We start from the raw sequence: 14,451 nt of genomic DNA, 5'->3' as shown, positions 1-14,451 counted from the left end.
ACGCCAGAAAGCGCAGAAAGCGTCGACGCCCCCATAATCACGATCAACGCGATTACAATCGCGGCAATGGAAACCTTCTGGCCACCGTCCTCGGTCGCCGTGTAAAGCCAATCGCCAAATCCGATGCGGCTCAGCCCTGCCACAAACTGCTCGACGCCAAACCCAAGGGTTTGACTGACACCAAGCACCGTCGCAACAACAGCAACCACATCAATGGTGTGACCTAGCGGACCAGACAGACTGCGTCCGAACAACGGTGCCAAGGCCGAACGGATCGTCAGCGGCAAATCACGTCTATAGGAAAAATAAGCAAGGCTCAGCCCGACAATCGCATAGGCGGCCCAAGCGGCCAAACCCCAGTGCGTAAAGGACCAGACATAGGCCGCGCGCACGTTTTCAGCGGTGCTGCCTTCTGTGATGCCCCTGATCGTATCAGGGTTCTTGGCCCAGTGGTACATCGGCTCGGCCGTGGCGAAGGTCAGCATGCCAATACCAATCCCGGCCCCGAACATCATCGAGAACCATGAGAAATTGGAAAACTCTGGCTTGTCCTCAGCATGACCCAGCTTCAAGCGCCCCGAAGCAGGCCATATCGCCAGAAACAGGCAGACGATGACAAAGAACGCCATCACATAGACATACCAGATATTGAACGTCGAAAAGATGACGCCATTGATCGCCGACAATACCGAAGCCGCTTGCGTTGGAAACGCAACGGCCCAGATAATCAGCGCGCCGACCAGCAGCTTACCTGCGACGGTTACATTTTTTGCAAAGCCTTTATAAAAACCGCTTTCGGCGGTTTTTATCGGCAGATCCATTAGTGGTGGTTGCATCGAATCCATCCCCGTTTTTTATTTTGCTCTTCATTGTGAACAAAGCCTAACACGGATTTTTCATTTGCCTAGTATTTAATCACAACCTGTATTTATCACATGTTTTCAATGGCCTCCGCAATCGCCGCGCCATGCGCTTTGATCTGATCCATATCTCCCATCTTCCCGGGAGGACGCGTCGAAACGCCTTCATGACGCGGCAAAATGTGAAAATGTAGATGGAACACTTCCTGCCCGCCTGCGGCCTCGGAAAACTGCTGAAGCGTGATCCCGTCAGCCCCAAAAGCGCGCATGCATGCGTTGGCAACTTTATTGACCGTTGTCATACAGGCGCTCAGCTGTTCAGGGCTGGCATCAAGGATATTTCGGCACGGCGTTTTCGGGATCACCAGACAATGCCCGTCAGTGCGCGGCATGATATCCATAAAGCAATAGGTGTCCTCGTCTTCATAGACTTTAAAGGACGGGATTTCGCCGCGCAGGATTTTGGCAAAGATATTGTCAGGATCGTAACTCATGTATGGGCCTCATTAGGAGTGTCGCAATTACGACGCACCCTATTGCGCGCCCTGCCCCAAGGGCAAGTCAAAGCGGCGCAGCATTTGCACCGATCCATTGGGTTCAGCAATCGAAAACCAGTGTGCGCGATAGAACGCCTGCGCCGCGCTGTTGTGCTCCATCACCCCAAGCGTCACCCCCTTGCAGCCTATTGACCAGGCGTGTTGGCAACTTGCGTCGATCAAAGCCGATCCAATCCCGCGCCCGCGCGCATCGCTGGTAACAAAGAGGTGATGCACCTCCATCAAACGGCGTGCAAACTGCAGCTGGACCTTGCGTTGCAGCGCAGCATACCCGAGCAATTTATCGCCCGTCTCGGCGACAATCAGCGTCAGCCAAGGCGCGGGGCCAAAACACAGGAAAACCACATCTTCCGCGCTCATTTGCGCGACATCTGAATGATGCTCTGCCAGTCCTGAAACCATCTCTGCGATCGCAATCGCGTCATGCGCGCGCGCGGGTCTGATTGTGAAGTCCGTCATTTCGTCTCTTTCTTGCAATTCCCAAGAGACGCCTAACCACAAAAAAACCGCCCCTCGGGACGGTTGATATTTTTTTCAAAAATACACGAACGCGCCCGGCTATGTGGCCCGGCGATAAAACGCGTTCAATGTGTTTTTCTGTGTCATGCCAAGGCGTGTAGCGTCAAACCACGCGCCTTGGCAAGCCTTTGGCGCTTAGGCGTTCACATCAACCACAACGCGCCCTTTGACCTGACCTTTCAGGATATCACGCCCCAAAGCCGGCAAATCGGACAGCACTGCAGGTTGAACCATCGCTTCCAGCTTGTCCATCGGCAGGTCTTTCGCGATACGTTCCCAAGCGCGCAAACGGTTCTCGTAGGGCTGCATGACGCTGTCGATGCCCAGAAGGTTCACACCGCGCAGCAAGAACGGAATGACCGTTGCAGGTAGACCCGCGCCGCCCGCAAGGCCAACAGCCGCGACAGACGCACCATATTGCATCTGACCCAGCACCCGCGCGAGCATATCGCCGCCAACCGCATCAACGCAGCCGCCCCATGTCTCGCCCTCCAGCGGGCGCTTGACGGTTTCGTTCAACTCTTCACGCGCCACGATCTGTGTAGCACCCAATGATGTCAGATAGTCCGCTGTTTCAGGGCGGCCCGTCACCGCAGCAACCTGATGTCCCAAATGCGCAAGGATAGCCGTCGCAACCGAACCAACACCGCCTGCGGCCCCGGTCACCAGGACCGGCCCATCTTTGATGCCGTGATCTTCCAGTGCCATGACTGACAGCATGGCAGTAAAGCCGGCAGTCCCGACCGCCATCGCGCGGCGCGCATCAAGGCCCTCGGGCAGTGGCACCAGCCAATCCGCTTTGACGCGCGCTTTCTGGGAATAACCGCCCCAATGCGCCTCGCCCACGCGCCAGCCCGTCAGAACAACCTTGTCGCCCGCCTTGTAACGCGGATCGTCCGAGCTTTCGACAGTACCGGCAAAATCGATGCCCGGAACGTGGGGATAGTTGCGCACCAGACCACCGCCCGGGCCAATGCAAAGGCCGTCCTTGTAGTTCACCGTGGAATATTCCACCGCCACAACCACATCACCCGCGGGCAAATCATCCAGCGCGATCTGCTCTACCGCAGCGCTGGTTTTTCCTTCGTCGTTCTTGTTTACCACGAGTGCATTAAACATATCTTCCATCCTTCATTTTGCCATTAAACTCTGCAAGGCCGCTGATTGTGCGCCATCGGTTCAAACCGACAGGCGACGGGCTGGCCCCTTACTTGCGTCTTAAATCCAGAACGTCTCGTAAACCGTTGCGGGTTGAACCCCGTTCGGCGTGATGACGTCTACTTCCATATGCGCATCCCAATGGGTCATACGCACCATCCCGATCGCAACATTTGTTGCAAAATCGGGACTATAGGCTGCCGAGCTGATATGCCCTACCTGCTTATCGCCCACAACCAACGGCCAAAGCCGGTCGCACGGCGGCACCGCGTCGCCATGGATTTCAACTGGCCGGATCTGTCGCACAGGGCCTTCCTGCGACACGCGAAGCAGCGCATCGCGCCCCACGCAACCAATTGCAGAAGCCGTGTTGCAGAACTTGCCAAGCCCGCATTCATGCGGCGTGTTATCGTCCGTCATATCATTGCCGTAGCTCAGCAATCCGCCTTCGATCCGTTCGATCAAATTCGGGCATCCCGCATGAACGTCCAAATCCTTGCCCGCTTCCATCAGCGCATTCCATAGCGGCATGCCAATGTCAGAGCCATCGACATAAATCTCGAACCCGCCCTGTTTGGAATAGCCAGAGCGCGCAACAACCAGTTTGCGCCCCTGAAATTCAAGCATGGCGTAGCGGAAGAACCTGATATCTTTCACCGCATCGCCAAAGACGCGCGCCATCAGCTCATCGGATTTCGGCCCTTGCACAGCCAGCGGCGAAACATCCGGCTCGTCAACCAGCACATCCAAACGATAGCCGTAAGCAATGCCTTTCACCCAAAGCAGCAAATCACTATCGGCAATGGAAATCCACCAGCGATCTTCATCCAGCTTTACCGCAACAGGGTCATTCAACATGCCCCCCGTCTCATCAACGATCGGCACATAATAGCATTGCCCCACGTTCATCTTGCGCAGATCACGCGGCGTGAGCATTTGCATCAATCGCGTGGCATCAGGGCCGCGCAATTCAACCTGCCGCTCACAGGCCACATCCCAAACCTGCACCGCAGATTTCAAATGGTGGTAATCTTCCTGCACGGAACGGAATACCGTCGGCAAAAGCATGCGGTTGTAGACTGTATAGCCTTTGACGCCAGCGGCTTCGACACCGTCAGAGAAAGGCGTGCGGCGAAGACGCCGCGAAGGGGAAATGAGCGCCATTGGGCTTACTCCGGCATAAAGGGGATATCAGTGACATACATATCGCCGCCCGCCGCGCCGAGCATGGCGTGGATTTGACCGCGATGGTGGGTTTGGTGGTTGAACATCTGCACAACACAAGAGGCACGCGACTTGGTAATATCGCGCTGGACCGAGCCGGAAAACCACGTCAGATCGCCCGCAAGCCCTGTGTTGCTAAGGGATTTCGCCCAAGCGTTGAACCGCGCGTCGGTTTTGAACCGCGCGATGCTCCACTCTGTCAGCGAGGCTGTGGTCGTCGTCGTATCAACTTTCGTCAGGTCAGACACATCTGGTCCCTGCCCGCCATCAAAACGCGAAATCCAAAGCGTATCGCCCCAAAGCAAATGATTGGCCGTGGCGAAGATGGAACCGAAAAAGGCCTTTCGCTCCTTTTTCAATTCCGTCTCCGGCAAAGCCTCAAGCGCCTTTGTGAGCAGCTGGTTCTGCCACGCATTATAACGTGCCATCAGCCGGCAATACTCGGGCGTTATCATCCCTTTGGACCTTTCCAGTCGATCTGGCAGATTTCCGCAGAGCGACCATCAAAATCCCAGACCCGGCCAAAGGCACGCACCTTGCCCTGAATGGCTTTGGCGACAGTAATATCAGGGCCCATCCAGTATTCGGTATTGGTCACAACGATGTCTTTGCCATCCTTGCCTTCAACCGGAATAACCGAGCCTTTGATCTTTTTGCCAACCATCAGGCGACGTTCTTTGCCCTCGGTTTCAAACACCACCGGCGCGCGTTCTGCGCCAAGAAATTCGCCAACCAACACGCCGAAAAGACCCGTTGTGCCGCGCGCCTTGCCAGAGAAGATATTCTCCAGCGCTTCATATTGTGCGTCATCTGCGCGCTCGTCGATGAAAGCCGCCGCTTTCCAGTTGCCGCGACCCATGTTGCCCGGGATTTCAAGGAAAAGGCCGACATTTAGGCCCGACAGGCTCACGCCGCCGTATTCGCCCTCGTCAATGCGCACACCGGACCATGCTTGGCAGTGCCCTTCGGTGGGCGGGTGCTGGCCAAGGCTGACCACGCAAGGGCAGAAAACCGTACAGTTGCAATTCAGGATCAACTCACCCTTTATCGTCCAAGGGATCGTGCCGACTTCAGCGTTTGTGTCCAGTGCCATAAGAGCCTCCTCTGCTCAGAAAATTCCGGCCCCAAGGGCCAAGCCACCAAGGACGAGCGCGCGCCCGAGCGGTTTCGTGATGTAACGGCCCAGATCGGGCAGTTTTTCAAAAACCATGATAAGTGTCGCAAGCCCCATGAACAGGATGTTCATCACGCCGCCAACGAAGGCGAGCAGCATCAACGCCCAGCAGCAGCCAATACAGACAAGGCCAAGGCGCACACCGTTGCGCAGCGGACCTTCATCCCAATGCTGCATAAAGAATGTCATCGGGCGGCGGCATTTGCTCAGGCAGGCTTCCTTCATCGGGGTAAACTGATAAAGCCCTGCCCCGATCAACAACGCGCCAGAGAGCATCCGCGACAGGCTTTGACCCAGCGGATCCAGCAACCCTGCGGTAAAAAGCAACATCTGCGCAGCGCCCGCAAGAATAGAAAAGCCGATCCAAACGACGATATAGCCCAAAACGAGCTGGCCGAAATCTGTCCTCGCCTCCGTGTTGGACAGATCATCATAGGTCGCAAAGGCAGGTAGCGCCGTCGGTGCCATCATTGCCGCAGACATCAAGGCCCACATCAAAACAACGCGCACAAACCCGGCTGCGTCGGGGGTTACAACGCAAAGCGATGCCCAGAAATTAGCGCCGTAAAGCTGGCTCATCGCGCGCAGATCACTTGGCAACGCCATCGCATAAAGAACAACCCACGCCGCAAGGATGCACGCGAAAAGCGCGATCCAATGTGGGGCGGCCATGGCTCTGATACGGTCTGACAGCACAGCGAATCTCGTGAAAGTTTAAGTTGCAAATTTAATGTCAGACAATTAAACGTCTGACAAATGAAAATTGATCCGACTTCAAAAACCGACCTTTCGGCACAAATCGCCGAAGCAATCCGCGACGCGATCGTTTCGGGGGCTTTGATCGTTGACGAGCGTTTGCCATCCGAAGCGGAAATGGCAGAGCAGTTCGAAGTGTCGCGCGCCACGGTACGCGAAGCCCTTAAACGTCTTGCGGCGCAAAGCCTTATCCGCACCCAGCGGGGCGCCTTCGGCGGTGCCTTCGTCAATCGCTTGAGCTTTGAAGAGGCCTATGGCCAGCAGATCACCACCTCTACCCTGCTATTGTCGATGAATGCTGTCAGTTTTGAAACTGCCTGCGAAGCCCGCTTCGCGCTTGAGCGCGCATGCGCGCCGCTCGCGGCAGAGCGGCGCACGGCAGATCATCTGACCACCATGCGCGCCGAAATTTTTCGCCAAACCCAACCTGGTTTATCCGATGAAGGCTGGTGCGCCAGCGATGTCGCGTTTCACCGCGCCCTGGTCGATGGCGCGGGCAATCCTGTCCTGTCATACCAGCTTGCAGGTGCGGTTGAGGCGATGCAGCCCTTGATGAATATGATTACCTTCACCGCCCGCTCGCGCGAGCGTATCGTGACCTTGCACGAACAGATTGCCAATGCCTGTGAGGCAGGCAATAGCAATGGCATCGAACACGCGCTTGGTGAATTGGCAGCTTACACCCGCTCGCTCGGGGAAGTTATGGCAGCTAAGAGCACCGGCAAGGCGCAGACCACGGCCTAAAATACGCCTATTTCACAAAGCTGCCCTGTGTTTCAAACTTGCGCTGCATCTGACCTTGGCAAACCGATAGAGCCCCCCTATATTAGAGGTGTTCGCAAGAACTATGGACATAAACGCGCTTGTAATAAACGGTTCGGACCCGGGGGCGGTACCCGGCGACTCCACCAATCACCCGTTCATTTGACGGCGGATGGGGTCGAAATAGGATCGACGAACGTCTAAAGAGGTTAGCTTTGTTTCGGCTGGGTGCCACCGTATCGGCCCAAAATGTACAATTGCAAATGACAATCGTGCTCCAATGGCGATGGCCGCGTAAGCGACCCTAACCGTTGAAAACTTAAGTCCTACGGTTTAGCGACTTTAGGCGGGGTTCGCAGGTACCTGGCAACAGAAACCTGCACTTTCATACTTTTTCTGAACTTGGCTTTTGCTGGAGTTGGGGGCGCTGCCCCCGTCTGATCGCAGATCAGCCTCCCCCGAGGTATTTTGGGACCAGAGAAGCAGTGCCTCAGCGCCCTTCGAAATTGGCGGGGCGCTTGTCGAGGAAGGCAAGAACACCCTCTTTGAAATCGCGGGTCTTGCCGCATTTGCCTTGAAGCTTGGCTTCCAGCGCCAGTTGCTCTTCCAAAGAATTTTCGAATGAGGCGCGAATTGCGTTTTTTGCCTCTGCGTAGGCAGCGGTTGGGCCAGCAGCAAGGTGAGCGGCGCGCGCTTGCCAAGTTTCGGCGAAGTCTTCATCTGGTGTGACTTCCCAAATCATGCCCCAGCGTTCTGCCTGCGTGGCCGTAATTTTGTCAGCAAGCAGCGCCGCGCCCATCGCCTTGGCCATGCCCATCTGGCGCGGCATGAAATAGGTGCCACCCGCATCCGGGATCAACCCGATTTTTGCAAAGGCCTGCACAAAATACGCACTTTGCTTGGCGATGACGATATCTGCGCCAAGTGCGAGGTTTGCCCCGGCACCAGCCGCAGGACCGTTTACAGCGCTAATCGTCGGCACCGGGCATTCTGTAATCGCCGCGAGCATGGGCTGGTATTCGTCGCGCAGCGTACGCTCCAGATCAATGTTGGCTGCATTGGCGCGATCGCCCAGATCCTGACCCGAACAAAAGGCGCGCCCTGCCCCGGTAATCACCACGACCCGCGCTTCCTGCCCGCCCGTGCGCACTGCATGGGTGATCTCTGCGCGCATTTGCGTGCTGAGCGCATTCATCACGTCAGGACGATTGAGAGTGACCGTCGCGATATTGTCGGCAAGTGTGTAGGTGATGGTTTGATAGTCCATGGTCGTCCTCAATCAGTAGGCTTGGTTCATTGCCCGTCGCCGAGCAGTTCTGCCAAACGTGTCTTTTCCGCGTCGCTTAGCGCGTCCACCTTGGTTTCTGGCGTCGCTGCGCGTTTGCGCAAATACCCAAAACCGATGGCCGTCGCGAGCAAAAGCATGAGCGGACCAGCGCCCCAAAGCAACCAGTTGGACCCTGTGACGGTGGGTCGAAGCAGCACAAATTCACCATACCGATCGACGATAAAGGCGATTGCCTCTTCATCGCTGTCTCCGGCTGTTAGCCGATCCCGCAGCAAAATTCGCAAATCACGGGCAAGCGAGGCGTTGCTTTCGTCAATGGATTCGTTCTTGCAAACGAGACAGCGCAGCCCTTTGGACAGCTCGCGCGCACGCGCTTCCATTGCGGGATCGCTGAGCACTTCATCAGGTTGAACCGCAAAGGCAGGCAGCGCCAACACCAGCGAAAGCACAAGCAACAGCTGTTTCATTCTGCCGCCACCGTGCGTTCGCGCCGCTTGGATGCGCCCGCCGCAACGCGAAAGCGTCGATCCGACAGGCTGAGGAAGCCGCCAAGCGCCATCAGCAGAACACCGCCCCAAATCCAGTTGGCCAAGGGTTTGATGTAGGTCCGTAGCGTCCAGCCGCCGCCCTCTTGTGGATCGCCAATCACAACGTAAACGTCGCGCAGGAAACGATAGTCAATCGCCGCCTCTGTCGTTGGCATTTGCGCCACGGGATAGTTGCGCTTTTCTGGATGCAGCGTTGCGATTTGCTGCCCGTCCTTGCGCAGGATCACATCGCCCATTGTCGAAAAGTAATTCGGTCCTTGAACTCGGTTAACCGCGCTCAGTTCCAACTCGAATGCGCCGACAGTGAAAGGTTCGTTCAATTTGGCGACGCGAATATCTTCCTGCTGCCATGCCATCAGGCCCGCGATGCCAAACATCGTCACGCCAAGACCGCCATGGGCAATCGCTTTGCCCCAATCCGCGCGTGGTAATCTAAGCAGTCGCGCTGCGCGACCTGCGCCGCGACCCGTGCGTGACCAGATATCAATCGCCGCGCCAAACACCATCCATGCACCAAGAAACAGACCGACAGGCCCCATCAGCGTGCGCCCTGTTTGCATAACCCAAACCAAAAGCGCCAAAGCCAGCGCCAGCGCAAAGGCGTAGCGCATTTGATAAACCGCGCGCCCTAGTTTGCCGCGTTTCCATGCAAGGGTTGAGCCAATCGGCATAATGAGCCCCAACAGCACCATGAAAGGTGTAAAGGCCATATTGAAAAACGGAGCCCCGACAGAAAGCTTTCGATCCCAGAACATTTCCGCAAACATCGGCCAAAGCGTTCCAACGAAGACCACGAAACAGGCCACCGCCAACAGCACGTTATTGGCGACCAATGCGCTTTCACGGCTAACGACGCTAAAGACGCCTTTGGCCTCCATCGCGGACGCCCGGGCAGCAAAAAGGATCAAAGCTCCGCCTGTGAAAAAGGCAAGGATCATCAAAATGAACACGCCGCGTTCGGGATCATTGGCAAAGGCATGGACCGATGTCAAAAGACCGGATCGCACAATGAATGTCCCGATCAGCGAAAAACCGAAAGCAAGGATAGCAAGCAGGATCGTCCAGCTTTTCAGGCTCTCGCGTTTTTCCACAACGATAGCGGAATGAAGCAATGCAGCAGCCAGAAGCCATGGCATGAACGATGCATTCTCGACCGGATCCCAGAACCAGAAACCACCCCATCCAAGTTCGTAATAGGCCCACCAAGAGCCAAGACCTATACCGATTGACAGGAATATCCATGCCGCGAGGGTCCAAGGACGCACCCAGCGCGCCCAAGCCGCATCAATGCGCCCTTCAAGCAGCGCAGCAACAGCAAAAGAAAACGCCATCGATAGGCCGACGTAGCCAAGATAAAGGAACGGGGGGTGAAACGCCAAACCGGGATCTTGGAGCAGCGGATTAAGATCCTGCCCGTCAAAGGGCGGCACCGCAAGGCGCAAGAACGGGTTGGACGTGAAGAGAATAAACGCAAAAAACGCGACCGCGATGGCCGATTGAACCGACAGGACACGCGCACGTAGCGTCGGTGGCAGGTTACCGCCAAACCATGCAGCGCTTGCGCCGAACAGCGTCAGGATCAACACCCAAAGCAGCATAGACCCTTCGTGATTGCCCCAAACGCCGCTGATTTTATAAAGCATCGGTTTTGCCGAATGGGAATTGAGCCAGACCAGACGCAATGAAAAGTCAGAGGTGACAAAGGCATAGGTCAGCGCGGCAAAGGAAAAGCCTGTAAACAGGAATTGCATTTTCGCAGCGGGCTCTGCCACGGCCATCCAGCCGTACCAGTGTTTATGCGCGCCAATCAGCGGCACGATGGCCTGCACGATGGCGATCAGGAATGCGAGGATGAGGGCGAAGTGTCCGAGTTCTGTAATCATGTGACAGGGTATAGTGCGCGCCCTGCCCGCCGCCAATGGTTTTCGCGCACTCGAAACGATCACATTGTCGCGGGTACGACCTTATTGGCGCGCCCAATCTCGCAGGGCGGCATTCTCGGGGTATTGCGCTGCGGTGTTCGCGACCGGGCGGTGAACTGTCGGCTCAATGCGCGTTTGCTCTGCGCTTGCTTTTTCGGGTTCAAGGTTTTGCAGTGCATCCAGATTTCGCATCACCGTTGGCGTCATGGCCAGAGACGCCGCAATCTGGGATTGGAACTGTTGGTTTTTCAACTGGTGACGCGCACCGAAATAGAACGACACAATCGCACCAAGCAACCACCAGAGCGGCTCTGGTACCAAGGCGATGCCTTGCATGCGCGCTGCGAACCAGATCGGATCAACCATTGCCGCGGTGAACAAGCCAAGCGTGCCAAGCGCCATGGCCGGGCGCGGAATACGATTTAGCGCATCCATGAAACGATCGAACAGCCCGCGCTTTTCCTGCACAAATTCACCAGCAAATTGCGCAAGGGCATCACCGCGCAGCCGCGCCTCGCGCATTGCGCCGTTTTCGGCATTCTCCACAAAGACCTCAGCCGTATCGCGGATCAGATTGCCGCCATTGCCAAATACCATTCCAAAAATGCGATCAATCAGGCCCATTTTGCGATCCTTTGCTGAAACTGCTCTGCGCTCAGGTGATATTTCGGTGAAATAAATTCTTCGGCGCGGGTGATCCAGCCCCCCTTGCCGCCTGCGCGCGTGCGGGCATATTTGCGGCTCGCGACGCGCTTGTCCGCAAGGCGGAAGTAATAGTTGCGCCGCTCGATCCCGTAGGCATCAACCAGATGGCGCGGCGCTGCGTCAAAGGCTTGCATCGCCGCCGCAATCGTTAAGGGACCAATAGCCCCATCCGCAGCGCATTCGTACCCCATCTTGACCAGCAAACGCTGCAAAATCTTGACCGCATTGCTGCCCGCGTTCACATACATATCGAACACGCTGGCGTGCAGGGCTTGCGGCAACTGCCCGATCTTGGGCGCGTCGAAATAGTGGGACAGAAAAATGTCCACCGCTTGCGATTGGCTCAACACGCGGACATCGGCTGTATTGATGCGACCATCACCTGTCAGATCAAGCCCCAAACGGCGCATTGTATGAATGGTAACACCGTGATTTGTTGCGCCGCCCGGATCATCGGGATCGTTCACATACCCGCCTTCGCGTTGCACAATTGCCTGCGCAATTGCATTGACTTCTCTGCTCGCACCCATGGCTTCCCCCAACATAAGCTGATGGGGTTAAGAGTGCCGTTCGGTGGTTAACAGAGTGCTAGTCGAGCGAACGCTTAGGTGTCAGGCTCTTGATAAACGCCCTGCGCCTTTAGCGCATCCACGACCTCTTTGGGCATGTAGGTTTCATCATGTTTCGCAAGAATTTCAGAGGCTTTGAAGACACCGTTAATGTAACGCCCGGTGCCAACCATGCCTTGGTTTTCTTCAAACAGGTCGGGCAGAACGCCCGTGAAAGTCACAGGTATACTTGCCCCGCCATCGGTTACCGAGAAACGGATTTCCTCGCCGACGCCGCGCTCGATAGAGCCTTCTTCGACCAAACCGCCAATGCGAAACACCTCTGTTGGACCTGGTGGTTCAGCGATAATCTGGCTCGGTGCGCGAAAGAAATTGATCCCGTCGCGCATCGCATAACCGATAAGAGCCGTGGACAGCGCCAAAGCAACAACCGCCAAAGCAAGCACCTGAATGCGGCGCTTCTTCTTTAAACCTGTCATTGCCATTGGACGTTCTCCGCGTACTTAAGGGAAGCAAGGGGCCAACATCAGCCCCGCCGCCTCTGGAAGATCTAACATTAGATTAGCATTCTGCAAGGCTTGTCCACTGCTACCTTTTGTCAGGTTATCCAAGGCCGCAACCACGATTGCGCGCCCCTCGATACGATCGCCGGTGACACCGATATGGCAAAAGTTAGAACCACGCACATGATGCGTGCTGGGTGTTTCGCCAAATGGAAGCACTTCGATAAAGGGCTCATCCGCATATTGCTTAACCAGGGTGTCATGGATCACTTGCGCGTCGCCAGACACATAGCCCGTGGCCAGAATGCCCCTGTTCGCAGGGATCAAATGCGGCGTGAACTGAATGCGCACTGCACGTCCTGCAAGTGCGGAAAACTCCTGATCGAACTCTCCCAGATGCCTGTGGGTTCCGCCAACGGCATAGGCGTTGGTGCCCTCTGACAGCTCTGCATGGAGCAGGTTTTCTTTCAAACTACGCCCTGCGCCCGAGACAGCGCATTTCAGGTCCAGAATGATGTCATCCAACCCGATCACACCTGCGCTTATCAAAGGGCGCAACATGAACTGACCTGTCGCCGCGTTACAGCCCGTACCGGCCACAAGCCGCGCGCCAGCGATCTCATCGCGATAGAACTCGGTCAGCCCGTAAACCGCCTCGCGCTGTATTTCTACGGCGCTGTGAGCATTGCCATACCACTTTGCATAGGCCTCAGGATCACGCAGACGGAAATCGGCGGAAAGGTCCACGATCTTTAGATCACGCGGAAGGTTGGTAATGACTTCTTGGCTTGTCTTATGCGGCAGCGCGCAGAACGCCAGATCAATGTCGGTAAAATCAATCTCGTCGATCTTTACCAGATCCGGCAGATCAAGATGACGCAAGTGCGGGAAAACACTGGCCATTGACTGGCCCGCTTTACGTTCGCCCGAAAGCGCTTTGATCTGCATGGAGGGATGGGTTGCGATAAGCCGGATCAGCTCTGCACCCGTGTATCCAGAGGCACCTAGGATTGCGATATTCTGTGTCATGTTATTGATCTTTCTAAAGAAATGTCTCTTGTGTCAGGCTTTTTCAAAAGAGATTTCTCGTCGCATAAATTGGGTTGCACGGTCGCTCACGCGCGCGGGTTCACCGCTGGTGAAATAGCGATGGGTTTTGCCAGAACCGATGAATTCGGGTCTGCGTGTGATATAATCAGCAAGGCTTTCCGCAACAAGATTGGCCTGCGAATAAACCGTCACATCTTCGCCTAGGGCCGCCTGGAATTGTTCCTGCATCAACGGATAGTGTGTGCAGCCCAGAATGGCAGCTTGCGGCTTTGGCATTTTGCGTTTCAGCGCATCAACATGCGAGCGCACCAAGGCCTCTGCCAGGATCATGTCACCGTCCTCGATGGCATCGACCACACCGCCGCAGGCTTGCGCCTCTACGTCTACGCCGATAGCGCGAAAGGCCAATTCGCGCTGGAATGCGCGGCTTGCCACAGTTGCAGGCGTTGCAAAAAGCGCGACTTCGGTCACAGCGACTTCGCGCGGGGGCGAATTATCGCCCCACTCACGCTCTGTCAGCGCTTCGATCAACGGAACGAAGACGCCAAGAACACGTTTCCCATCCGGGACGCCCGCTTCTTGCATACGGCGCAAAGCCGCCGCCGAAGCCGTGTTGCAGGCCAGAACCACCAGATCGCAGCCGTTGCTCCACAGGTATTCCACCGCGGATTTGGTCAACTGATAAATATCATCAGGGCTGCGCACACCGTAGGGCGCATGCGCGCTATCGGCGTAATAAACAAAAGGCATGTCGGGCAAACGCGTGCGCGCAGCATCCAAAACGGTTAAACCACCAAGCCCGCTATCAAAAATCCCAATGGCCATTTTGCTTCCTTCGCCTATTCGCTCAGGAGCT

The 14,451-nt window shown here is 56.1% G+C and carries 17 protein-coding genes and 1 other RNA gene; 2 read left to right on the top strand and 16 right to left on the bottom strand.

What is annotated here, in order from left to right; genetic code table 11:
* The 8 genes from WBC85_RS05405 to WBC85_RS05370 form a co-directional block, all read right to left on the bottom strand.
* The coding region (locus WBC85_RS05405; RefSeq protein ID WP_424433750.1) for a BCCT family transporter at positions 1-836 on the bottom strand (836 nt) is incomplete at its 3' end.
* Between the two features lie 95 nt (positions 837-931).
* Positions 932-1,354 carry an HIT family protein gene (locus WBC85_RS05400; protein WP_424433748.1) on the bottom strand — a complete coding sequence of 141 codons (423 nt, stop codon included), beginning with the start codon at positions 1,352-1,354 and terminating at the stop codon, positions 932-934.
* A 39-nt stretch (positions 1,355-1,393) separates the two neighbouring features.
* Positions 1,394-1,876, bottom strand: a complete 483-nt coding sequence (locus tag WBC85_RS05395) for an N-acetyltransferase family protein (RefSeq protein WP_424433746.1) — start codon at positions 1,874-1,876, stop codon at positions 1,394-1,396.
* Positions 1,877-2,071: 195 nt separating this feature from the next.
* A complete protein-coding gene (gene acuI, locus WBC85_RS05390) occupies positions 2,072-3,055 on the bottom strand; it encodes an acryloyl-CoA reductase (protein WP_424433744.1) in 984 nt (327 codons plus the stop codon).
* Between the two features lie 99 nt (positions 3,056-3,154).
* Positions 3,155-4,258, bottom strand: a complete 1,104-nt coding sequence (locus WBC85_RS05385; protein ID WP_424433742.1) for a dimethylsulfoniopropionate demethylase — start codon at positions 4,256-4,258, stop codon at positions 3,155-3,157.
* A 5-nt stretch (positions 4,259-4,263) separates the two neighbouring features.
* Positions 4,264-4,746, bottom strand: a complete 483-nt coding sequence (locus WBC85_RS05380) for a DinB family protein (RefSeq protein WP_424433740.1) — start codon at positions 4,744-4,746, stop codon at positions 4,264-4,266.
* A 23-nt stretch (positions 4,747-4,769) separates the two neighbouring features.
* Positions 4,770-5,411 carry a DUF1326 domain-containing protein gene (locus tag WBC85_RS05375; protein ID WP_424433738.1) on the bottom strand — a complete coding sequence of 214 codons (642 nt, stop codon included), beginning with the start codon at positions 5,409-5,411 and terminating at the stop codon, positions 4,770-4,772.
* Between the two features lie 15 nt (positions 5,412-5,426).
* Positions 5,427-6,164, bottom strand: coding sequence for a DUF2182 domain-containing protein (locus WBC85_RS05370; protein ID WP_424433736.1), 738 nt, complete (start codon positions 6,162-6,164; stop codon positions 5,427-5,429).
* Between the two features lie 84 nt (positions 6,165-6,248).
* Between WBC85_RS05370 and WBC85_RS05365 the strand changes: the two genes are divergently transcribed.
* Positions 6,249-6,992: a FadR/GntR family transcriptional regulator gene (locus WBC85_RS05365; protein WP_424433734.1), complete on the top strand. Its 744-nt coding sequence runs from the start codon at positions 6,249-6,251 to the stop codon at positions 6,990-6,992.
* A gap of 51 nt (positions 6,993-7,043) precedes the next feature.
* Positions 7,044-7,394, top strand: a transfer-messenger RNA (tmRNA) gene (gene ssrA, locus WBC85_RS05360).
* A 106-nt stretch (positions 7,395-7,500) separates the two neighbouring features.
* On the opposite strand, the gene WBC85_RS05355 is transcribed toward ssrA, so the two are convergent.
* The 8 genes from WBC85_RS05355 to murI all read right to left on the bottom strand — a co-directional run bounded on the left by WBC85_RS05355 (position 7,501) and on the right by murI (position 14,420).
* Positions 7,501-8,277 carry an enoyl-CoA hydratase-related protein gene (locus WBC85_RS05355; protein ID WP_424433732.1) on the bottom strand — a complete coding sequence of 259 codons (777 nt, stop codon included), beginning with the start codon at positions 8,275-8,277 and terminating at the stop codon, positions 7,501-7,503.
* A gap of 26 nt (positions 8,278-8,303) precedes the next feature.
* Positions 8,304-8,765, bottom strand: a complete 462-nt coding sequence (locus tag WBC85_RS05350; protein ID WP_424433730.1) for a cytochrome c-type biogenesis protein — start codon at positions 8,763-8,765, stop codon at positions 8,304-8,306.
* Positions 8,762-10,729: a heme lyase CcmF/NrfE family subunit gene (locus WBC85_RS05345; protein ID WP_424433728.1), complete on the bottom strand. Its 1,968-nt coding sequence runs from the start codon at positions 10,727-10,729 to the stop codon at positions 8,762-8,764. The genes WBC85_RS05350 and WBC85_RS05345 overlap by 4 nt, the downstream gene beginning before the upstream one ends.
* Before the next feature lie 81 nt (positions 10,730-10,810).
* Positions 10,811-11,392, bottom strand: a complete 582-nt coding sequence (locus tag WBC85_RS05340) for a holin family protein (protein ID WP_424433726.1) — start codon at positions 11,390-11,392, stop codon at positions 10,811-10,813.
* Positions 11,383-12,003: a holin-associated N-acetylmuramidase gene (locus WBC85_RS05335; RefSeq protein WP_424433724.1), complete on the bottom strand. Its 621-nt coding sequence runs from the start codon at positions 12,001-12,003 to the stop codon at positions 11,383-11,385. The genes WBC85_RS05340 and WBC85_RS05335 overlap by 10 nt, the downstream gene beginning before the upstream one ends.
* 74 nt (positions 12,004-12,077) lie before the next feature.
* Complete coding sequence (gene ccmE, locus WBC85_RS05330) at positions 12,078-12,521, bottom strand: cytochrome c maturation protein CcmE (RefSeq protein ID WP_424433752.1); 444 nt, start codon at positions 12,519-12,521, stop codon at positions 12,078-12,080.
* 24 nt (positions 12,522-12,545) lie between these two features.
* Positions 12,546-13,574 carry an N-acetyl-gamma-glutamyl-phosphate reductase gene (gene argC, locus WBC85_RS05325; protein WP_424433722.1) on the bottom strand — a complete coding sequence of 343 codons (1,029 nt, stop codon included), beginning with the start codon at positions 13,572-13,574 and terminating at the stop codon, positions 12,546-12,548.
* 33 nt (positions 13,575-13,607) lie between these two features.
* Positions 13,608-14,420: a glutamate racemase gene (murI, locus tag WBC85_RS05320; protein ID WP_424433720.1), complete on the bottom strand. Its 813-nt coding sequence runs from the start codon at positions 14,418-14,420 to the stop codon at positions 13,608-13,610.
* Between the last annotated feature and the right edge of the window lie 31 nt (positions 14,421-14,451).

Source organism: Planktotalea sp. (genome assembly GCF_049680325.1).
Lineage (GTDB): Bacteria > Pseudomonadota > Alphaproteobacteria > Rhodobacterales > Rhodobacteraceae > Planktotalea.
This window is presented reverse-complemented; position numbering and strand designations above follow the sequence as displayed.